This window comes from Pseudomonas sp. DCB_BI (genome assembly GCF_026240995.1).
Taxonomy (GTDB): domain Bacteria; phylum Pseudomonadota; class Gammaproteobacteria; order Pseudomonadales; family Pseudomonadaceae; genus Aquipseudomonas.
On the sequence record NZ_JAPFCG010000008.1, the window covers coordinates 1 to 21,201 of the forward strand.

Consider the following 21,201-nt stretch of genomic DNA (forward strand, 5'->3'; position numbering starts at 1 on the left):
GGGCTTGTCCCGCGAACACGGGCGAAGCCCGTGCCATGTACCGTGTTGGATGCTTCGCGGGACAAGCCCGCTCCCCCAGATACCCCGCAGGCTTGAGGCTGATGCAGTCCCTAGGGAAACAACTGGCTTGCTCAATTTAAGAATCTAGCGCAATCCCTGTGGGAGCGGGCTTGTCCCGCGAACACGGGCGAAGCCCGTGCCATGTACCGTGTTGGATGCTTCGCGGGACAAGCCCGCTCCCCCAGATACCCCGCAGGCTTGAGGCCCCACCCAGAAAGTGCGCCTGGGATTGAGGTCAGTGCGACAGCGCCTCACGAAAGCGACGGGTACTGGCCACAGCCAGCAGCAACCCGACCACCGCCACGCAACCGCCCACCAGCCCGATGTTCGCCACGTTCATCTGGCTGCTGACAATGCTGCCCAGCAACGCACCACCACCAATGCCGATGTTGTAGATGCCGGAGAACAGCGCCATGGCCACATCGGTGGCGTCGGATGCCAGTTTCAGCGTCTTCGACTGCAACGACAGGCTGAAACTGAGTATCGCCACACCCCAGAACATGCTCAGCACAGCGAACACATAAAAGTTGCCCGACAGCGGCAACAGCAGCAAAAGGCATGCCGCCAGCACACCGATCGAGCCCACCAGGAAGCCATGCGGGAAGCGGTCGCTGTAGCGGCTGAACAGCAGCGAACCAAACACCCCGGCACCCCCGAACAGCAACAGCAGTAACGTGGTGCGGTCACCGCCAATTTGCGCTACGTGCAGGGCGAACGGCTCGATGTAGCTGTATGCGGTGAACTGCGCGGTAATCACCAGCGTCACCAGCACATAGGTAATGACCAGCGCCGGGCGCTTGAACAGGATCGGCAAGCTGCGCAACGAACCGGAGTTCTGGCTGGGCAACAGCGGCAGCGACCTCATCAGGCACAGCATGGTGGCCAACGCTACCCCGGCTATGCTCAGGAAAGTGATACGCCAGCCCAGTGCCTCGCCCACCACACGGCCCAGCGGGATGCCCAGGACCATGGCCAGGGTAGTACCGGTGGCTAGCAGGCCCAGCGCCTTGGCCTGCTGGCCTGGCGGCGCAACGCGCACCGCCAGCGAGGCAGTGATGGCCCAGAACACCGCATGCGCCAGGGCAATGCCGATACGGCTGACCAGCAGCATGGCAAAGCTCTGCGACAGCCACGACAGCATGTGACTGACGATGAACACTAAAAACACAAATAGCAACAGACGCCGCCGTTCGATGTTGCGCGTCAGCAGCATCATCGGCAGCGAGGCCAATGCCACTACCCAGGCATAGATGGTCAGCATCAGGCCAACCTGGGCGGTGCTCATGTCGAAGCTCCGGCCAATGTCGCTGAGCAACGCCACCGGGACGAACTCGGTGGTGTTGAAGATGAAGGCAGCCAGGGCCAGGGCAATGACGCTCAGCCAGCTGCCGCTGCCCGTCGTGGGCGGCAGGTGGGTGGGGATGGGTCCGTTCATGGGTGAAAAAGGCTTCTCCGCAGACAAGGCAACAGATCGCACGCCAGCCGCCCACTGGCGGGCTGCCGACGTACGCTTTGTTATAAATAGGAATGCCCGGCATGGTACGCGTCAAGCCGGGGCCTCACAACCGCAACTCGGGCAGAAGGAGTACCATGCGCGTTTTGTGTGAAACGCGTGTGCAACAAGGAGCCCGATCCGCTCATGGACAAGCAGCACCCCCAGCAGCAGTGGCAACAGGCGGTCACCGCCTACGCCCTGGCCGTCAACGACTATGTCGCACAGGGCCGTACGCAAGGCTGGGACAACCTTGCAGAACCTCAGGTGCCAACCACCGAGCACCTGCTCGAAGCCTGGCTGGCAGCCCTGCAGGAAGCCAACCGCGCTGGCGTCGATGAGCAACAGCGCCTGGCCTTTCGCGAAGCCTGGCCACCGGCTCACCAACCTCTGCTGCCGTTGCTCGATGAACACGGCCAGGGCATCGGCAATGTCCTGCTGCTGGACGACGGCAGCCTGATGGCCCGCATTGGCATGCCTTACGACAAAGGCCAGGTGGTACGTATCGATCGCCACGGGGTGACCCCGGTAATCGGCATCGAGCACTTCGGCCGCTGCCCGGCCCGCCGCTACTTTGCCCTGGCCAATGCCGAGGGCGTGCGCGTGACCGATGGCTGGGGTGGCCCACAAGTGCAGCGCCTGGCTTGGCCGACAGGGTTGGAGGGGTTGCCGGCCGGTTACCCGTTCGAACCGTTCGACCTGCCACCCACCCCGACCGCACTGATTCCCTTTCCGGATGGCCAGCGCGTGCTGCTGGTGAGTGCCCAAGGCATCTTCGTGTTGGCCAGCGCGGGGGCAACACGCCTGCTGCCGCACCAGGCACGGGTACTCGACGCATTGGCTGAAGGCACCGAGCCGGAAGACATCAGCCTGGGGCTGAGCATGGAGCATGGCAGGGTGTCGGCAGATGGCCGCTTGATCGTGGTCGGCGAGCAAGGCAGCCGCCACCTGGTGCTGGACGACCAGCTCCGGCTTGTGGCAGAGGTCGGCCCCGGCAGCGAATACCCGCACTTTGCGCTGTTCAACCGTGCCGGTGACCAGGTGATTCTCAATGCCTGCCACTTCTACAGCGGTGCCACGCTGGCGGTCCGGGTGGTCGATCTGCCCGGGTTGAAAACCGACTACTACAGCCAGGATCCGCGTACCCCGCTGGTGCAGGATGGCGCCCGCGTGTATGCCGGGGTAGCACGCGCTGGCGAGTACATCGTGGGGGATGCCTATGGCTACCTGCGGGCCTTTGGCGAAGATGGCAAGGAGCATTGGCAGCACTACCTGGGGTCGACCATCAGTGCCATGGACATCAGTGCCGACGGGCACACGCTGGTGGCAGCGAGCCATGCGGGAATTGTGTCGGTGATCGCCCTGGACAGCGGGCGGCCTGCGTGGCAGATCGGAACCGGGGCGCACGGCGAGGTGCGCCGCTGGTTGTTCTGGAAGGGCTGGGACAAGGCACTGGCCTGGTGACAGATTGGGCATTCACATTGCCCCAACCGGCTTCTTCGCTGGCTGGCCCACGCCAGGGCCAGCCCAGGCAACCGCCGATCAGCCCTGCAAAGTAGCCATGTCGATCACGAACCGGTACTTCACATCCCCGGCAATCATGCGCTCATAGGCCTGGTTGATGTTGCGGATATCCAGCATCTCGATATCGCAACGAATGTCGTGCGCTGCACAGAAATCCAGTACTTCCTGGGTTTCGGCAATACCGCCGATCAACGATCCCGCCAGCACCCGGCGCTTCAATACCAGGTTGGCCGCATGCACTGCCGGGTCGATCGGTTCGATCAGGCCGACCAGGATGTGCACGCCATCGAACTTCAGGGTTTCCAGGTACGGGTTGAGGTCGTGTTGGACCGGAATGGTGTCGAGCAGGAAATCGAAACGGTCGGCCGCAGCACGCATCTGCTCGGCATCGGTGGACACGATCACATGGTCGGCACCCTGGCGCCGGGCTTCCTCGGCCTTGGCCTGGGAGCGGGTGAACAGGGTCACTTCCGCGCCCAGCGCCTTGGCCAGCTTGATGCCCATGTGGCCGAGGCCGCCCATGCCAAGGATGCCGACCTTGTGGCCAGGGCCAACGCCGTGATGCTTGAGCGGCGAATAGGTGGTGATGCCGGCACACAGGATTGGCGCAGCGCTGGGCAGGTCCATGCCGGCCGGTATGCGCACCACGAAGTGCTCGCTGACCACGATGCTGCTGGAGTAACCGCCCATGGTATTGCTGCCATCCACGCGGTCCGGGGTGGCATAGGTCATGGTCGGGCCTTCCAGGCAGTATTGCTCCAGGTCCTTGGCGCACGCCTCACAGTGGCGGCAGGAGTCGACCATGCAGCCGACGCCCACCAGGTCACCGACCTTGTGCGCGGTAACCTTGTCGCCTGTGGCGGTGACGCGGCCGATGATCTCGTGGCCAGGCATCAGCGGGTACACCGCAATGCCCCATTCATTGCGCGCCTGGTGGATGTCGGAGTGGCACACACCGCAGTACAGGATCTCGATGGCGACATCGTCCGGGCGCGGGCTGCGGCGCTCGAAGGTCATGGGGGCCAGAGGGCTGGTCGGGGTTTGGGCGGCGTAACCGATGGCGGTGTACATGCAGGACCTCGCAGTAAAGTGAAACGATTCAGGCGACGCATTTTGCCCGCCGTTCAACGCTACGCCCACAGCGGATTCTCCGGCATGCATGCCTGATTCTCCGAACATGCCTTCCCCATCTGACGCCACGCCTTCAATCTGCGATGATTAAGCTGTCTGATTCTCTGCCCGTGGTGCTCCATGCAACTGACCCGCCATGTCGATGCCAATGCGCCGCTTTGCGCGCTGATCCGAAGCCTCGCCAGCCGCCCCGGCTTCGTCCCTACGCACCTGCCCCAGGTGCAGGTGTTGAGCTGGGACCACTATGTGGCCAGCAGCCCACAAATCTACGAACCCAGCCTGATGATCCTGGCCCAGGGCAGCAAGCTGGCACGCCTGGGGCCACGGACCCTGGAATATGGTGCCGGGCATTACCTGGTGCAGGCGCTGTCGGTACCGTTCATGTGCGAAACCTTCGCTACCCGCGAGGCGCCGCTGTTGGGCGTGGCGGTGGATATCGACCGTGGCGTGCTGGGTGAACTGGTACAGGAGATGGACCTGGCGCCGGACCCGGCAGTCCAGGCGCAAACCCCGCAATCGATGACCTCGGCGGCACTGGATGCACCGATGCGCGAGAGCGTGGAACGGTTGCTGCGCTGCCTGCATGACCCGATGGACGCCAAGGTGTTGGGGCCGGCGCGGGTGCGCGAGGTGCTGTACACCGCCTTGCGTGGCCCACAAGCCGGCGTGTTGCGGGCGTTGGTGGAGCAACAGGGGCACTTCGCCCGCATCGCTGCTGCCCTCGCCCACGTGCGCGAGCACTACAGCGAGCCACTGAGTGTGGAAACCCTGGCCGCGCGCGCCAACATGAGCGTTTCAACGTTCCACGAGCACTTCAAGCGCTGCACCGACATGGCGCCGATGCAGTACCTCAAGCGCCTGCGGTTGCTGAAGGCGCAGCAGATGCTGATCGGCGAAGGCTTGGGTGTCGCCCAGGCGGCGCACCGGGTGGGCTACCAGAGCACGTCGCAGTTCAGCCGCGAGTACAAGCGCCAGTTCGAGCGCAGCCCTGGAGATGAACTGCCGTACCAGAGCTTGCCGGTTTGACACATGCCCCGATCGGCGTCGCTTACCTCGCGCCGTGACACCTCAACCCCGCCCGGCAGGGCAGCGAAATCGCCACCGGAGTCAGCCTGCAAGCGGCCACTGCGCTACCGGCCAGTAAGCGCCCTTGCGCGATTCATACAGGGTGAAATGACGGGCGCCGAGGAAAAACGCTGGCGCACTGCTGGCCTCTGGCGGCTGGCCGCGGTAATCCCTGGACAGCGTCAGGTGCGGGCGATATTCGCGGCTGGCCGCCTCCACCCCCAGCGGCAGCAACGCCTGCTGCAGGGCGTACACCAGTTGCAAAAGGGCCGGTGGAATCTGCTGCGCCTCCAGTACCAAGGCATTGGCCCGCTGCCACACCTGCAAGCGGTCGAGCAGCAACCGTGGCGCCGCCCCCAGCAGCGTCAACTGGTCAACTGCCGCGCAAATGGCTGGCACCTGAGCGGCATCCACATCACCAAGGAACAGCAGCGTGACATGGAAGTTGGCGGCCGGCACCGGCTTGCCACTGCGCAGGTTCAGCTCCCGTCGCCACTGGGCCAGGGCACGGCGCTGGGTATCGCTTACCGGCAAGGCGAAGAACAGTCGCTTGAAGGGGCTGCCACTGGGACGGATATCCTGAACCATACAAACTCCTGAACATGAAACGATTGCGCACGACTGTCGGGCATTACACCAATGTCGCCCCGTCGTTTCGTAACAATCAGTACAAACTACCCCCATGATTGTTTATGCTGGCGGGCTTATGCCATGGCGCATGGCTATTTTTCGACAAGTAAACGTCCATGAAAATTGCACTCGTACTCATCTTCATCCTCTCGATCGCCTATGTTCACCTGCGCGGTCGTGTTCGCCACAAGCTGACTCGCCAGCTGGGCGACCATTCCAGTTTCCTGGCACCGGTCAACAGCTTCCTGTACCTGTTCTCCAGGCTCCCGGCCAAGCCTTACCTGCCGGTCGAGGCCTTCCCAGAACTGAAACCGCTGCAGGACCACTGGCAGGAAATTCGCGAGGAAGGCCGCCAGTTGCTGCAGGTTGGGGAAATCAAGAAGTCCGACAATTATGATGACGTTGGCTTCAACTCGTTCTTCAAGACTGGCTGGAAGCGCTTTTACCTGAAGTGGTACGGCGAAAGCCACCCGTCGGCAATGGCCCTGTGCCCACGCACCACCGAACTGCTGCAAGGCATCGGCACGGTCAAGGCAGCCATGTTCGCCACCCTGCCACCGGGCGCCAAGCTGGTGCGCCACCGTGACCCGTATGCGGGTTCGTACCGCTACCACCTGGGCCTGGACACGCCGAACGATGACGGTTGCTACATCAACGTGGATGGCGAGAAATATTCGTGGCGTGATGGCGAAGGTGTGATCTTCGACGAAACCTATATCCACTACGCGGCCAACAATACCGAGCACAACCGCATCATCCTGTTCTGCGACGTCGAGCGCCCGCTCAAGTACCGCTGGGCAACCGCGTTCAACCGCTGGTTCAGCCGCAACGTCATGGCCGCTGCCGCCGCGCCCAACACGGCTGGCGACAAGACCGGCGGGATCAACCGCCTGTTCACCCGCATCTACAAGATCCGCGAACGCGGCAAGGCGCTGAAGAAACGCAACCGCATGCGCTACTACCTGGAGAAGTGGGCCGTGGTTGCTGCGTTGGTACTGGTGTTCATCTACATCTGATGGATGGGCGCAATTGCCATGCGCTCCGCCCAAAGTACAAGCCTCACACCTGCCACTCTTCGACTAGCCTGAAAGCTCCACTCGCAACCACCCCAAGGTGAAGACGATGAGCATGATGGACTGGGACGCCTACCGTAAGCAGTTGATGGCCGGCATCGGCGATCTCAAGCAACTGTCACCCGACACCGTAGCCGGCTACATGACCGCCAGCGGTGCCGGGGCCAAAACCAACCATCTGGACGCGAAGACCCGCGAGCTGATCTCCCTGGCCGTGGCCGTTACCACCCGCTGCGATGGCTGCATCGCCGTGCATTCGCAACAGGCGGTCAAGCACGGTGCCAGCCGTGAGGAAATTGCCGAGGCCCTCGGCGTGGCCGTGGCGATGAACGCCGGAGCCGCGCTGGTCTATTCGGCACGGGCCATGGATGCAGTGGGCAAGGCCAACGGCTGAGCCCGAACGGCGCCGCCGCCCTTGCGCGACGGCGCCGCGCCCCGCAGACTGGGCGGCTTAGCCCGCGCAGGAACCCGCATGATCCACATCCGCCCCATGACGGCCGAAGACTTCGAACGCTTCTGGCCCACCTTCCAGGCCATTGTCCAGGGCCGTGAAACCTATGCTTTCGACCCGGCCCTAGGCTTTGAACAGGCCCGCTCGCTATGGCTAGAGTTGCCCTTGCACACGCTGCTGGCCGAAGAAGATGGCCAACTGTTGGGGTCGTACTACCTCAAGGCCAATGCCGCCGGGCCCGGCGCACACGTGGGCAATTGCGGCTACATGGTCTGCGAGCAGGCACGCGGCCGCGGCGTGGCCCGGCTGATGTGCGAGCACTCGCAGAAACTGGCGCGCCAGGAGGGTTTCCTGGCGTTGCAGTTCAACTCGGTAGTGGCGACCAATGAAGTGGCGGTGGCGCTGTGGCACAAGCTGGGTTTCGAAACCGTCGGCCGCTTGCCCAAGGCCTACCGCCATGCCCGCCTGGGGCTGGTGGATTGCCTGGTGATGTACAAGTGGCTGGCCGATGAGCCGGTGGTGGAGAAGCCGCCGCTGCTGATCGGGCGCAAAAATATCGAGGCGCGGGTGTCGCGCAGGCGCGGGCGCTGACCCTCGCGTGCACGTCCGGCCCGTTCGCGGGTTTCATCAGCAAGGTCACCTCGGCATGCGGGTTGGTGCGGCCCTTCAGGTTGACCGTGCCGCTGCCATGTATTCATGCGAAATCACTACACGCCAACATTTGACGCCCAGCATTTCAGTGGTGATATGCGCCCCAGTTTCAGGTGTCCTGCGCCGCCGCGCGCAGGGTGAAACGGGAAGCCGGTGCGTCGTGTTAACCACGACAAGTCCGGCGCTGCCCCCGCAACGGTAAGCGAGCGAACCCTTCGAGATACCACTGTGCCTTGGCATGGGAAGGTGAAGGTTTCACGCCCCTCGCAAGCCCGGAGACCGGCCTGGAGCTTCACTTGGCAACCCGCGGTGGGCGGGCGCAGGCCGGTATCCGTGCGCGCGCCTGCCTGCACGGTTCGCCTTTGCGTGTTTTCCACCGGGATCCATTCATTCCTGCAGCAGTGGAACGACATGTCCCGTATGTTCAAGCTTCACCCTTTGGCGGCCTGCCTGGCCGTCACCCTGCCGGCCCTGGCTGATGACCGCGGGCCGCAGCCCTTGGCCCTGCCCTCCACGGCCATCACCGACACCCTCGACAACCGCACCCTCGACCTGAGCACACCCACCCAGGCCGGCTCGCGTCTAGGCCTCAGTGCGCTGGAAACACCCGCCAGCACCAGCAGCATCAGCGCCGAACAGATCCAGCAACGCAACAACTTCACCGTGCAGGATGCGGTGACCCGTTCGCCAGGCATCACCTTCATTGGCTCGCCGGGCGACGGTGGCACCGGCCTGTCCGCCCGTGGCTTTGCCGGGCACAGCTCGGTGATGACGCTGTTCGACGGCGCACGCCTGTATACCGGCGCTGGCACCCAGACCTTCCCGGTCGATCCATGGATGGTCGAGCGCATCGAGGTGATCCGCGGCCCGGCCTCGGTGCTGCATGGCGAAGGCGCTACAGGCGCGGTGGTCGACGTGATCCCGAAAAAGCCGTTCGCCGGCGAGGTGCGAAACCACCTGCGCCTGGGCTACGGCTCGTGGGACCGCCAGCAGCTTGGCCTGGACAGCGGTGGCAGCTTCAGCGAGCGCTTGAGCTACCGCCTGACCCTGAACCAGCAGGCCGGCAACGGCTGGGTCGACCGCACCACCTCACGCAGCCTGGCCCTGAGCGCGGCACTGCGTTTCGATGCCAGTGACGACCTCAGCTTCACCCTTGCCCATGACCGCGGCGAAGCGCAGCCTGCCAACTATTACGGCACCCCGCTGATCGACGGCCACTACCGCAGCAGCCTGCGCAAGAAAAACTACAACGTGCAGAACGATGTGCAGCGGTACCACGACGAATGGACCCGGCTGACCACCGACTGGACACTGAACGACCATGTCAGCGCCAGCAACCAGCTGTACTACATCAACAGCCGACGCCACTGGCGCAACGCCGAGAACTACGATTGGGACGCCGATCGCCAGCAGCTGCAGCGCGGCAGCTACCTGGAAATCAAGCACAACCAGGAGCAGTTCGGCGACCGCCAGACGTTCACCTTCGACCACTCGCTGTTGGGCCTGGCCAGCAAGACCCTGCTCGGTGCCGAGTACAACAAGGTACGCTTCAACGTCGACAGCAACGCCCCCTACAACGACATCGGCGGCGACTACATGGACCCGTGGCAGCCGCAGCCTGGCTGGTTCCACAGCGCCTCGCCACTGCGCCCGCAAACCCTGTCCACCACCCACACCTTCGCCCTGTTCGCCGAGAACCACCTGCAGCTGGGCGAACGCCTGTCGTTGGTTACCGGGGTGCGCCGCGACCAGAACCACATCGACCGCGACAACCTGGCCGATGGCAGCCGCAGCGATCACAGCCTGCAAGGCGGCAACTGGCGCATCGGGCTGGTGTATGCGCTCAGCGACGACCTGTCGCTGTACGGCCAGTACTCCACCAGCGAAGACGGGGTGAACAACCTGATCAGCCTCAGCCCGAGCCAGATGCACTATGACCTGACGGAAGCAAAGCAGACAGAGGCAGGCCTGAAGCAACGCTTCTGGGACGGCCGTGGCGAATGGACCCTGGCGGCCTACCACATCGTCAAGAAGAAGCTGCTGGTTGACGACCCGCTCACTCACGCGCAACAGCAAGCCGGCCAGCAAACGTCCGATGGCCTGGAGGCGACCCTGGAGCTGGCACTGCCCCACCAGTGGCAGGTGTCGGCCAACGCCTCGCTGGTCCGCGCCCGCTATGACGACTTTGACGAACGGGTGGGCGACATGGTGCAGGACCGTGCCGGCAACCGGCCGGCCAACGTGCCACGGCGTGCTGCCAACCTGTGGCTGAGCAAAGGCTTCGGCCAGCAAGTGCAAGCAGGCATTGGGGCGCGGTATGTGGATGCGCGTTATGCCGATACTGCCAATACCCAGAGCGCCCCCGGCTACACCGTGGTGGATGCCAATGTCGCCTGGCAGGTTCGGCCCGATGTGAGGCTGGGGTTGCAGTTGAATAACCTGTTCGACCGCGAGTACGTGCAATCGGCGTTCAGCGGGCAGCAGTGGTTGATGGGGATGCCACGCTCGTATTTCGCGACGGTGGATTACAGCTTCTGAGCTGACGTGCCTGTACTCACCTCATCGCGGGCTTACCCGCGCAGAGGCCGGTGCAGGCAACACAAGAAACCGCTACCAAAACCTAATCATTTAGTTATAAGATAACGTTTCACTTGACATCAATTCCCATCAGCGACCCTCCATGACAAGCGCCAGCGCCACCCCCACCCTGCTAACCCAGCGCCTGCAGAGCATCGATGCCCTGCGCGGGCTGGTGATCCTGTTCATGCTCCTGGACCACGTCCGCGAGACCTTCTTCCTGCACCGCCAGGTCAGCGACCCGATGGCCATCGACACCACCGAGCCGTCGCTGTTCGTCAGCCGCACCCTGGCCCACCTGTGTGCGCCAGTGTTCGTGCTGCTGACCGGCCTGTCGGCCTGGTTGTACGGCGAAAAACACCAAAGCCGCAGCGATGTCTCGGCGTTCCTGTTCAAGCGCGGGCTGTTCCTGGTGGTGCTGGAATTCACGCTGGTCAACTTCGCCTGGACCTTCCAGCTGCCACCCAGCGTGATCTACCTGCAGGTCATCTGGGCCATCGGCGTCAGCATGATCGCCCTGTCACTGCTGGTGTGGCTGCCACGCGCGGCGCTGCTGGTACTGGCGGCGGTGATCATCGCTGGCCATAACCTGCTCGACAGCCTGCACTTTGGCGTGCAATCGGCCCTGCACGTGCCGTGGGCGATCCTGCATGACCGCGGTTGGCTGGAGTATTCCGAACACCTGCGCCTGCGCACGTCCTACCCGGTGCTGCCGTGGATCGGCGTCATCGCCCTCGGCTACGGCCTGGGCCCCTGGTTTGCCCGTGGCAGCCAGGCAGATCAACGCCAGCACCGCTTGCTGCTGGCCGGGCTGCTCGCGCTGCTGGGCTTTGTCGCGCTGCGCATGTTCAACGGTTATGGTGAAGCGCCGTGGAGCGGCTACCCCACGTTGACGCAAACCCTGATGAGCTTCTTCAACATCACCAAATACCCGCCCTCGCTGCTGTTCCTGGCCCTCACCCTGAGCTGCGGCCTGCTGTTGCTGCGCGCCTTCGAACGCGCCGGCCAGGCACGCTGGATCAGCGTCCTGGCGGTGTTCGGTGCAGCACCCATGTTCTTCTATCTGCTGCACCTGTATGTACTGAAATTGCTGTACCTGGCCAGCGTGGCACTGTTCGGCCTCAACCATGGCGACTATTTCGGCTTCGACGGCATTGCGGCGGTGTGGCTGGGCGCCCTGCTGTTGGCGGTTTCGCTGTACCTGCCGGTGCGCTGGTTCGCCCGGCTGAAGCAGCGCCGCCGTGATATCGGCTGGCTGAAGTACTTCTGAAAAGCATTTTCACCCGGCGCCGCGATGGTCTACCATGCGGGCCGCCGGTTTCCACCACGGAATTAATAGGGAATCCCAGGCCCGCCAATACGGGCCAAACGGAACTGCCCCCGCAACTGTAGGTGCCGAGCCTGCTCCATCAATGCCACTGAGTCGCTGACTCGGGAAGGCCGGGGCCAGGTGAAGACGCACCAGTCAGGAGACCTGCCGGCCTACATTCACCAACCGGCGGGGTGTCCGGGATTGGCCATCAGTGTTGCCCCTGCGGCCAGCGGGGGCTCGGCGATGCCTGTCCGTGCGTTCATTCCGTGAACTGTCCGATAGGAGATCGCCCAGCATGCTGCCCCGTTTCGCCACCCTGCTCGCCGGCCTCGGCCTCGGCCTCACCGGCCTGGCCCAGGCCGCTGCCACCCACTACCCGCTGACGGTCGACAACTGCGGCAAACCGCAGACCTTCGCCCACGCGCCGCAGCGTGCGGTCACCATCGGCCAGGCTGGCACCGAAATGCTTTACGCACTGGGCCTGGGCGACAAGCTGGCTGGTACCTCATTGTGGTTCAACAACGTGCTGCCCGAGTATCAGGCCGTGAACGCCAAGGTACCGCGCCTGGCTGATAACGACCCCAGCTTCGAGGCCGTGGTGGGCAAGCGCCCGCAACTGGTAGCGGTGCAGTTCGAATGGATGGTCGGCGCCCAGGGCGTAGTCGGTACCCGCGAGCAGTTCGACGAGCTGAAGATCCCCACCTACCTGCTGCCATCGGACTGCGAAGGCAAAGACAACCTGGTGGGCGCCGATGGCACTCGCCTGCAGGCGTTCCAGGTCGACAGCATCTACAAGAGCGTCAGCCAACTGGCGGAAATCTTCGACGTACAGGCCCGCGGCACGGCGCTGAACGCTGAGCTCAAAGGCCGTCTGGACAGCGCCAGGGCGCAACTGGCCGGCAAGGACCTGTCGACGACCTCGGCGCTGTTCTGGTTCTCCAGCGCCGACCTGGACATCGACCCCTACGTGGCCGGCCGCCAGGGTGTGGCGGACTTCATGCTGCGCACCCTCGGTGTGCGCAACGTTATCGAATCCAACGAGGAATGGCCCACCGTAGGCTGGGAAACCCTGGCCAAGGCCAACCCCACCTGGTTGATCATCGCCCGCATGGACCGCCGCCGCTTCCCGGCCGACGATTACCAGAAAAAGCTGGAATTCCTGCGCAGCGACCCGGTAACCCGCAACATGGATGCGGTAAAGCACGACCGCATCATCATCCTCGACGCCGATGCCATGCAGGCCGGCATCCGCCTGTTCCGTGGGGTGCAGACGTTGTCGGCAGCCTTTGCCAGCGGTAAAGCCAGCCAGTGATCAGTCGACTGTTACCCTGCACTGCCGTTGCCCTGGCAGCCCTGTTGGCGGCCCTGCTGGCCGGGACTGCCATTGGCGAAACCAACCTGTCCCCCAGCGTGGTCGGCCAGGTGCTGGCCAACCACCTGTGGCAGGCCGGTTACCCGGTCGATCCGATCGATGCCGGCATCGTCTGGAACTACCGGCTGACCCGTACGCTGGTCGCGGCGGCCTGCGGTGCCGGCCTGGCCACCTGCGGCGTGATTCTCCAGGCCCTGTTGCGCAACCCACTGGCCGAGCCTTACCTGCTGGGCCTGTCTGCCGGTGCTTCGACCGGTGCAGTACTGGTCGGCCTGCTAGGCCTGGGTAGCCTTGCCTTGAGCATGTCTGCCGGGGCCTTCATTGGTGCCCTGGCGGCTTTCGCCCTGGTGCTGGTGCTGGCCCGCGCGGCCGGCCCGAGCAGCAACAATGCCCCAGTGATTCTGGCCGGTATCGCCGGCTCGCAACTGTTCAACGCCCTGACCGCATTCCTGATTACCAAGTCAGCCACCGCCGAGCAGGCGCGTGGCATCCTGTTCTGGCTGCTGGGCAACCTCAGCGGCGTGCGCTGGCCTTCGGTGTATCTGGCCGTGCCGGTAGCGCTGTTCGGCTTGCTGGTGTGCCTGTGGCATCGCCGCGCGCTGGATGCGTTCACCTTCGGCGCCGATTCGGCAGCCTCGCTAGGCATCCCGGTGCGGCGTACCCAGTTGCTGCTGATCAGCTGTGCTGCGCTGGTGACGGCGGTGATGGTATCTATCGTCGGCGCCATCGGATTTGTCGGGTTGGTAATCCCCCATGCCCTGCGCCTGCTGCTCGGCCCCGGGCACAGCCGACTGCTGCCCGCCAGTGCATTGGGCGGCGCGTTGTTCCTGATCGCCGCCGATATCCTTTCGCGCACGCTAATCACGGGCCAGGTGATTCCGGTGGGCGTGGTGACTGCGCTGATCGGTGCACCGGTCTTCGCCCTGATCCTGGTCAGCCGCAGGGGGCGCCCATGACGGTGATGTGTGCGGCTACGCTATCGCCACTCAGCTGCCAGGGCCTGGGCTTGCAGCTGGCCGGCAATAGTGTGCTCAGCGATATCGACCTGGGTGTCGTTGCCGGGGAAACCCTAGGCATCGTGGGCCCCAACGGTTCGGGCAAGTCCTCGCTGCTGAAGTTGCTGGCTGGCCTGCGCAAGCCTGCCAGCGGCAGCGTGCAACTCATGGGTGAACCACTGGCACACATGCCTCGCCGACGGGTCGCCCAGGCGTTGGCACTGGTCGAACAGCAGGCCGATACCCTCGATGCGATCAACGTGTTCGATGCGGTTGCCTTGGGCCGCACGCCGTGGCTTTCAGCCCTGGCACCGTTCTCCCGGGACGACCGCGCCATCGTCGAGCAAGCCTTGGCCGACCTTGATGCCCTGCACCTGCGCACCCGCTTGTGGGGTTCGCTGTCCGGCGGCGAGCGCCAGCGCGTGCACATCGCCCGCGCCCTGGCGCAGAGGCCGCAGGTCCTGTTGCTGGACGAGCCCACCAACCACCTGGATATCCAGCACCAGTTGAGCCTGCTGCAACAAGTGCAGGCACTGCCAGTCACCACCCTGGTGGCCCTGCACGACCTCAACCAGGCACTTACCTGCGACCGTGTCGCGGTACTCGACAAAGGCCGCCTGGTCGCCCTGGGCGCCCCTTTCGAGGTGCTTACCCCGGGCCTTCTGCTGAGCACCTTCGGCGTCCACGCCCACTACCTTACCGACCCTTACGACGGCGCGCGCATCCTGCGCTTTCGCGCCCCCTGAACCAGGAAGTTCTGCCCATGCTGTTGCGCCCTGTCGCCCTGCTGCTCGCCAGCGCCCTGCTTGCCCCGGCCGCGCAGGCCGAAGTCCATGAAGTGAAAATGCTCAACCGCGGCAGCGACGGCGCCATGGTTTACGAACCCGACCACCTGCGCATTGCGCCAGGTGACAGCGTGCGCTTCCTGCCAACCCAGAACGGGCACAACGCCGCCAGTATGGCAGGCCTGCTACCTGCCGGGGCCACAGCGTTCAAAAGCAAGCTGAACCAACCGTTCGAGCAAACCTTCAGCGTGCCAGGCGTATACGGCATCCAGTGCATTCCGCACCTGGCGATGGGCATGGTCATGGTGATCCGGGTGGGTGACGCGCCCGCAGCGCAAATACCCGCCAGCTTGCCACCCCGGGCCAAGGCGCGCTTGGCCCTGCAACTGCAAAAGCTCGAGGCCGGGCAATGAGCCGGGTGTTGTGGGCTCTGCCCCTGTTGAGCCTGGCGCCTGTCGCCCTGGCCGACTCCGCCCAAGCGCTAAGCCACGGTTTCATCGAAGATGGCAGCTGGAGCATTCTCAACCGCAGCGTGTTCGACCAGCGTGACTACAAGCACGGCGGGCGTAACAGTGCTGCGCGCAATGCCTACAAGCCGCGTAACGCGCGCAATGGCAAAGCCGAGGAATGGGCGTATGGCTTGATGGGCACCTTCCAGTCCGGCTTCACCCAAGGGCTGATTGGTGTCGGGGTCGATGCCCATGCCTACCTGGGCGTGCAACTCGACAGCGGCGGAGGGCGCGCCGGCAAGGCGCGTTTGCTGGGTGTCGACAACGACGGTCACCCGAAGAACGAATACAGCCGTGGGGGCGCGGCAGTGAAACTGCGCATGGCCAATACCGTGCTGTCCTACGGTGAGCAGCGGGTCAAGACCCCGGTGTTCAGCTCTTCAGACAGCCGCCTGCTGCCCGAGACCGCCACCGGTTGGTTTCTCACCAGCAACGCGTTCGACGCCCTCAAGCTGGTGGCAGGGCACTTCAACGAAAGCACCGACCGCAACGCTTCCAGCCACGATCAGGGCTTTGTGGTGAACTACTCCAACGGCCGGCAGGGCAACAGCTTCGACCTGGCCGGCGCAGTGTGGAACCCCAGCGCTGCCTTCAGCGGCAGCCTGTACACCTCGCGCTATGCAGACAGCTGGAACCAGCACTACCTGGGCGGCACCCTCAGCCAGGCACTGGATGACCGCCGCAGCGTCAGCCTGGACCTCAACCTGTACCGCACCACCGACACTGGCAAGGCGCTGTCCGGGCGTATCGACAACACCACCTGGAGCCTGGTCTCGCGCTACAACCAAGGGCCACACGGCTTCAGCCTGGGCTGGCAGCAAGTAGACGGCAACACGCCATTCGACTACGTGACGCGGGGGGCGATCTTCATTGCCAATGCGGTGCAGATGTCGGACTTCAACGCGCCAAACGAAAAGTCGTGGCAGGCGCGCTACGACTTGAACATGGGTGCCTACGGCGTGCCCGGGTTGAACCTGACGGCGTTGTACGTGCGCGGGTTTGATATCGATGGCACGCACGTCGACCCCGATGGCGGGTATGCGTACTTGGGTTATGGCAAAGGTGGCAAGCATTGGGAGCGCGACCTGGAGGCGCGCTACGTGGTACAGGGCGGCAAGGCCAAGGGCACCACGTTCTCGCTGCGGCATAACGTGCACCGTGGGAACACGGCCCAGGCGGAGCTGGATGGTGACCAGATACGGCTGGCGGTGGAGTGGCCGATTTCGGGCGGTTTTTGACAGATCGCGTTGCCTGAACCGGGGAGGACAAGCAAGCCATGAAGTTTTTTAAATGAACCCGTCGATCACCCCGAAAGCGCCGTTGTAGGCGCTTTCGCACAGGTCAGCGCAGGCGCATTTGCATGTGCGTGGTCTGCCAGACCGGATCTTGCTCCACATCCACCACCACGAACCCTTGCCGCTCCCAGAATGCAATTGCACCGGCCAGGAATGGATGGGTATGCAGGTACAGGCAGCCAATGCCCGCCTGTACCGCCCGCTCGCGCAGTGCACCGAACAACGCGCCCGCCAGGCCATGCCGGCGGTAGTCCGGCAACACGAACAGGCGCACCACTTCGACAACCCGCTCGGCGTGATAATCAAGTTGGGCGAAACGATGGTCATAGGGCAGGTAACCAATCACCGCCACCAGTCGCCCGTTATCGCGGGCCTCCAGGAAGCAGCCCTCGCCCTCCAGATAGGTTTCGGCGAATTGCGCCAGGTCGCGTGGCACAGGGGCGTTCGTCAGCATCGGAAACAGCTGGCGGCGGGCGCTGTCGACAAACGCCAGCACTTCGGCAATGGCGCTGCGCGCCACAGGTTGCAGGGTCCAGGTCGGCATGAGGCTATCGGCAATGGTCGGGAGGGCAAGGTTCTACCGCAGCACGCCGCTCAAGGCAAATCACAGGGCTCGTCGCGACCAGGCGGACATCGTTATAATCGACATTCTTCACTGCCCGACCAGGCCACCCCATGCCTTGCCTCCCGAAGTTGCTGTTGCCACTGTTGCTGACTGCCGCCCTCACCGCCTGCGAGCAGAAACCCTCCCGTGAAGAGCAGATCCTTGCCCAGTTACCGTTGCAGGATGCCTACACGCATAACATCGAACGCATGGCCGGGCTGCTCGGGCGCACGCACCCGCAGCTATCGCAAGCGACCATCCAGGATGTGCTGCGCAAGCACCTCACCGTCGAGGACCAGCGCCAGGACCTGTTCCGCCTGTACAGCGAAAAGAACTTCAGTGACGCCGAGTTCGCCACCATTGTCGCGGCCACCCAGGACCCGGCCAAGGCCCGCGCCCTGGAAGACACCGAAGCCGGCAAGCGCCTCAGCGAAAAACTCACCGGCCTGATGCGCGAGACCGCCCGCGACACGAAGGTCCAGGCGCTGGTCGAGCAGCGCATGCAGCAGGTGGAAGACGAGTTGAACGCGCTGGAAAAGTCAGGCTCCTGAACGTGGCCGGCAAGGTCATCCCCATTCCGTAACCCAATCACCCGAGGTCAGGATTGCCACACGCCAAGCACGGATTGCGCCTGGATCTACGTACACTCATTCTGGTGCTCTGCGCCCTTACCGCCGTGGTGATGCTCTGCGCCAGCTATTTCGCCAGCTACCGGGTACAGCGCCAATTGCTGATCGACCACGCCCTGGAGGCCAACCGGGTGTATGCGACCAAGCTGGCCAGCATCACCGAGACCTTTATCGCCAGCGCCTTGCAACAACTGACCTACAGCGCCAGCGTTCAAGCCCGGCAACTGAGCGACGCCGCTGCGCTGCAGGACGAGACCGACCGCGTGCTTGGCCAGGGCATGGCTTTCAATTCCACATTCGTGATCGACGCCAGCGGCATGCTGCTGGCGATATCCCCTGCCCCGCTTCGCCACCTGGTCGGCACCCGCATGCAGTCGCCCGGCGCCAAAGAGGCACTGCAGGAACGCCGCCCGCTGGTTTCCACACCCTTTCTATCAGCGGCCAACAACCTGGTAGTGGTGCTGTCTCACCCGATTTTCGACAGCAACGGGCGCTACCTCGGGTACGTCGGCGGCAGCCTGTACCTGCGCGAACGCAACATCCTCAACAGCCTGCTGGGCGAGCACTTCCACCAGGACGGCTCGTACCTGTATGTGGTCGATCGCAACCGCCGGTTGCTGTACCACCCCAACAGCCAGCGGGTGGGTACGGTGGTAGAGGGCAACGCGCTGATCGACCAGCTGACGACATTGACCAGCGGCACGCGGCAACTGACCAACAGCCAGGGCGTCGAAGTACTTGCGGGCTACGCCACTGTCCCCAGTGCCGGCTGGGGCGTGGTGGCGCAGCAGCCGTTGGCGCAGACCACAATGCCGCTGAACTCGCTGATACTGAATGTGGTGGGCATTTCCGCGCCCTTGGCACTGGTAGGCAGCCTGCTGCTGTGGTGGCTGGCGATGACCATCGCCCGGCCACTCTGGCAACTGGCCGCTGGCGCCCGCTCCATGGACCGGGTCGGCACCGACGAGCGCCTGCACCGGGTGCGGGCCTGGTACTTCGAGGCGGCAGAACTCAAACGCGCGCTGCTGTTCGGCCTGAACTTGTTGCAGGAGCGTATTGGCCGGCTCAATCGTGATGCCCAGACCGACCCGTTGACCGGCCTCGGCAACCGCCGCAGCCTGGAATTCAGCCTCTCGCTACTGGAAGCCGAAGGGCGGGCGTTTTCGGCCATCGTGCTGGATATTGACCACTTCAAGCGGGTCAATGACAACTTTGGGCACGAGGTGGGCGACCAGGTGCTGCGCCGGCTGGCGGAGTTGATGCGGCGTGGTTGCCGCGAGGGCGACCTGCTGTGCCGTACCGGGGGTGAGGAGTTCCTGATGCTGCTGCCAGGGGCCGGCCTGGAAGTGGCAGCGGTGGTGGCCGAGCGCCTCCGGGTGTCGGTGCAGGGTACGCCGGTGGAGCCGGTGGGCGCGGTGACGTTGTCGCTGGGGGTGGCGTACTGGGATGGCGAGGCCGGGAGCGAGCCGGCGGAGGCACTGGGTAAGGCTGACCAGGCCCTCTACCGGGCCAAGCAAGAGGGGCGTAATCGGGTAGTCACTTCCTGAACCGCCTGTTTCCGCCGTCCGCCGAAAGGGCCGGTCCAGACGCAGATGAAACTGTGGGTTGTAACAATCCTTGTCATAAAACTGTCGCCTTTCAGTCATAGGATTGACCCCAACCTGACATTTTCATTTCATGGATGAGCGTCTCATGCGTCGTGTGGTTTTCAATCAGAAAGGTGGCGTCGGTAAATCCAGCATCGCCTGCAACCTCGCCGCGGCCAGTGCCGCCGAGGGCTACCGGACGTTACTGGTCGACCTCGACCCGCAAGCCAATGCCACCTATTACCTGACCGGCCTGGTCAATGACGCCATTCCCGCCGGCATCGCCGACTTCTTCCGGCAGACCTTGTCGCCGGTCGCCGCTGCCGGCAAGAAGCACCGCGTGGCGATCACCGAAACCCGGTACAGCAATCTGCACCTGGTCACCGCCAGCCCCGACCTCAGCGACCTGCAAGGCAAGCTGGAGAGCAAGTTCAAGATCAACAAGCTGCGCAAGCTGCTGGTGGAGCTTGGCGAGGACTACGAGCGGATCTATATCGACACCCCGCCGGCACTGAACTTCTACACCTTCAGCGCACTGGTGGCAGCGGAGCGCCTGCTGATCCCGTTCGACTGCGACAGCTTCTCGCGCCAGGCACTGCACAGCGTCATGGCCGAGGTCGAAGAGCTGCGTCAGGACCACAACACGGCCTTGCAAGTGGAGGGGGTGGTGGTTAACCAGTTCGCCGGGCGCACTGCGCTGCACCATACCCTGGTCGAGCAGTTACGCAGCGAAGGCCTGCCGGTGTTGCCGGTGTACCTGAGCAACTCGATCAAGATGCGTGAGTCGCACCAGGCCTCGGTACCGCTGGTGCACCTGGCCCCGCGGCACAGACTGGCGTTGGAGTTCGTCGATTTGCTGGATGTGCTCGAGCGCGCTGCCTGATTACCCCAAGAAACCGCGCCCCCTCGGGACCGATCGAGCGGGCTGCACAGCAGCCGAAAAATCCGCGGCGAAAAGGCTACCCGGCCCCTCAGCCGAATGGTAGATTCGCCGCCATGAACATTTCCCGGCACACCCGCACGCTGACGGCCTGGACGCTTTACGCCAGCGTCCTGTTCAGCCTGCTGCTGTGTGGCCTGCATCACGGCCAGATGGGCGGCCTGCGCCTGGCCGGCCTGGAAGGTGGCTTTTGCTCGATCAACAGCGAGCATGGCGTTGCCATCGACCTCGACGGCGCCGGCGGCGACCAGCACATGGCCCAGCTCGACTGCCCGGTGTGCTCCTCGTTCGGCCTGGCCGTACCGCTCAGCAGCGGCGGCTGGTCATTCACCCCGGCGCAAGCCTTTGCCACTTCGCCAATCGTGGTCCGCAGCTGGGCACAACCACCGCCGCGCTATCAACGCCCCGCCCTCAACCCCCGCGCTTCCCCCGCCGTCTTCCACGCAGCCTCACTTCATTTCGCCTGACTTCAGCCGGGCGCGCCTGCCTGCGCGCTCGCCGTCAGCCATGATCTTTGCAT

The 21,201-nt window shown here is 64.1% G+C and carries 20 protein-coding genes and 2 riboswitches; of the genes, 16 read left to right on the forward strand and 4 right to left on the reverse strand.

The window, feature by feature from the left end; translation table 11 throughout:
• Window positions 1–295 precede the first annotated feature (295 nt).
• Window positions 296–1,495 (reverse strand): sugar transporter, encoded by a 1,200-nt coding sequence (locus tag OO258_RS10380; protein WP_266030243.1) that lies wholly within the window; start codon window positions 1,493–1,495, stop codon window positions 296–298.
• A 204-nt stretch (window positions 1,496–1,699) separates the two neighbouring features.
• Between OO258_RS10380 and OO258_RS10385 the strand changes: the two genes are divergently transcribed.
• Window positions 1,700–3,016 (forward strand): hypothetical protein, encoded by a 1,317-nt coding sequence (locus OO258_RS10385; protein ID WP_266030245.1) that lies wholly within the window; start codon window positions 1,700–1,702, stop codon window positions 3,014–3,016.
• Between the two features lie 78 nt (window positions 3,017–3,094).
• Here the strand turns inward: OO258_RS10385 and calA are convergent, their stop codons facing one another.
• Complete coding sequence (calA, locus tag OO258_RS10390) at window positions 3,095–4,147, reverse strand: vanillin reductase (protein WP_266030246.1); 1,053 nt, start codon at window positions 4,145–4,147, stop codon at window positions 3,095–3,097.
• 180 nt (window positions 4,148–4,327) lie between these two features.
• Here calA and OO258_RS10395 point away from each other — a divergent pair, with 180 nt between their 5' ends.
• On the forward strand, window positions 4,328–5,233 hold the full coding sequence (locus tag OO258_RS10395; RefSeq protein WP_266030248.1) for an AraC family transcriptional regulator: 906 nt from the start codon (window positions 4,328–4,330) through the stop codon (window positions 5,231–5,233).
• 81 nt (window positions 5,234–5,314) lie between these two features.
• Here the strand turns inward: OO258_RS10395 and thpR are convergent, their stop codons facing one another.
• A complete protein-coding gene (gene thpR, locus OO258_RS10400; RefSeq protein ID WP_266030250.1) occupies window positions 5,315–5,860 on the reverse strand; it encodes an RNA 2',3'-cyclic phosphodiesterase in 546 nt (181 codons plus the stop codon).
• 158 nt (window positions 5,861–6,018) lie between these two features.
• Here thpR and lpxO point away from each other — a divergent pair, with 158 nt between their 5' ends.
• The 10 genes from lpxO to OO258_RS10450 all read left to right on the forward strand — a co-directional run bounded on the left by lpxO (window position 6,019) and on the right by OO258_RS10450 (window position 16,865).
• Window positions 6,019–6,918 (forward strand): lipid A hydroxylase LpxO, encoded by a 900-nt coding sequence (gene lpxO / locus OO258_RS10405; protein WP_266030251.1) that lies wholly within the window; start codon window positions 6,019–6,021, stop codon window positions 6,916–6,918.
• Between the two features lie 106 nt (window positions 6,919–7,024).
• Window positions 7,025–7,369, forward strand: a complete 345-nt coding sequence (locus tag OO258_RS10410) for a carboxymuconolactone decarboxylase family protein (RefSeq protein WP_013973174.1) — start codon at window positions 7,025–7,027, stop codon at window positions 7,367–7,369.
• 78 nt (window positions 7,370–7,447) lie between these two features.
• Window positions 7,448–8,017, forward strand: coding sequence for a GNAT family N-acetyltransferase (locus tag OO258_RS10415; RefSeq protein WP_110743295.1), 570 nt, complete (start codon window positions 7,448–7,450; stop codon window positions 8,015–8,017).
• A 154-nt stretch (window positions 8,018–8,171) separates the two neighbouring features.
• Window positions 8,172–8,380: riboswitch (cobalamin riboswitch) on the forward strand.
• Between the two features lie 108 nt (window positions 8,381–8,488).
• On the forward strand, window positions 8,489–10,615 hold the full coding sequence (locus OO258_RS10420) for a TonB-dependent receptor (protein ID WP_266030252.1): 2,127 nt from the start codon (window positions 8,489–8,491) through the stop codon (window positions 10,613–10,615).
• A gap of 142 nt (window positions 10,616–10,757) precedes the next feature.
• Entirely contained in the window at window positions 10,758–11,924 is a 1,167-nt protein-coding gene (locus tag OO258_RS10425; protein WP_266030253.1) for a DUF1624 domain-containing protein, read from the forward strand.
• A gap of 28 nt (window positions 11,925–11,952) precedes the next feature.
• A riboswitch (cobalamin riboswitch) is annotated at window positions 11,953–12,151 on the forward strand.
• 110 nt (window positions 12,152–12,261) lie between these two features.
• A complete protein-coding gene (locus OO258_RS10430) occupies window positions 12,262–13,278 on the forward strand; it encodes an ABC transporter substrate-binding protein (protein WP_266030254.1) in 1,017 nt (338 codons plus the stop codon).
• Window positions 13,278–14,294, forward strand: coding sequence for a FecCD family ABC transporter permease (locus tag OO258_RS10435; protein ID WP_110748381.1), 1,017 nt, complete (start codon window positions 13,278–13,280; stop codon window positions 14,292–14,294). Before OO258_RS10430 ends, OO258_RS10435 begins: the two co-directional genes overlap by 1 nt.
• Window positions 14,291–15,079 carry an ABC transporter ATP-binding protein gene (locus OO258_RS10440; RefSeq protein WP_266030255.1) on the forward strand — a complete coding sequence of 263 codons (789 nt, stop codon included), beginning with the start codon at window positions 14,291–14,293 and terminating at the stop codon, window positions 15,077–15,079. Before OO258_RS10435 ends, OO258_RS10440 begins: the two co-directional genes overlap by 4 nt.
• Before the next feature lie 17 nt (window positions 15,080–15,096).
• Complete coding sequence (locus tag OO258_RS10445; protein WP_266030257.1) at window positions 15,097–15,531, forward strand: pseudoazurin; 435 nt, start codon at window positions 15,097–15,099, stop codon at window positions 15,529–15,531.
• Complete coding sequence (locus tag OO258_RS10450) at window positions 15,528–16,865, forward strand: OprD family porin (RefSeq protein WP_266030258.1); 1,338 nt, start codon at window positions 15,528–15,530, stop codon at window positions 16,863–16,865. Before OO258_RS10445 ends, OO258_RS10450 begins: the two co-directional genes overlap by 4 nt.
• Window positions 16,866–16,968: 103 nt before the next feature.
• Here the strand turns inward: OO258_RS10450 and OO258_RS10455 are convergent, their stop codons facing one another.
• Window positions 16,969–17,466, reverse strand: a complete 498-nt coding sequence (locus OO258_RS10455) for a GNAT family N-acetyltransferase (protein ID WP_266030259.1) — start codon at window positions 17,464–17,466, stop codon at window positions 16,969–16,971.
• Window positions 17,467–17,597: 131 nt separating this feature from the next.
• On the opposite strand from OO258_RS10455, the gene OO258_RS10460 reads away from it, so the two are divergent.
• The 4 genes from OO258_RS10460 to OO258_RS10475 all read left to right on the forward strand — a co-directional run bounded on the left by OO258_RS10460 (window position 17,598) and on the right by OO258_RS10475 (window position 21,148).
• The gene (locus tag OO258_RS10460; protein WP_266030260.1) at window positions 17,598–18,077 is read left to right on the forward strand and encodes a hypothetical protein; all 480 of its coding nucleotides are present in this window, start codon (window positions 17,598–17,600) and stop codon (window positions 18,075–18,077) included.
• A gap of 53 nt (window positions 18,078–18,130) precedes the next feature.
• Window positions 18,131–19,702: a sensor domain-containing diguanylate cyclase gene (locus OO258_RS10465; RefSeq protein WP_266030261.1), complete on the forward strand. Its 1,572-nt coding sequence runs from the start codon at window positions 18,131–18,133 to the stop codon at window positions 19,700–19,702.
• Window positions 19,703–19,847: 145 nt separating this feature from the next.
• Window positions 19,848–20,624, forward strand: a complete 777-nt coding sequence (locus OO258_RS10470; RefSeq protein WP_110748639.1) for a ParA family protein — start codon at window positions 19,848–19,850, stop codon at window positions 20,622–20,624.
• Between the two features lie 113 nt (window positions 20,625–20,737).
• The gene (locus OO258_RS10475) at window positions 20,738–21,148 is read left to right on the forward strand and encodes a DUF2946 family protein (protein WP_266030262.1); all 411 of its coding nucleotides are present in this window, start codon (window positions 20,738–20,740) and stop codon (window positions 21,146–21,148) included.
• Window positions 21,149–21,201: the final 53 nt, after the last annotated feature.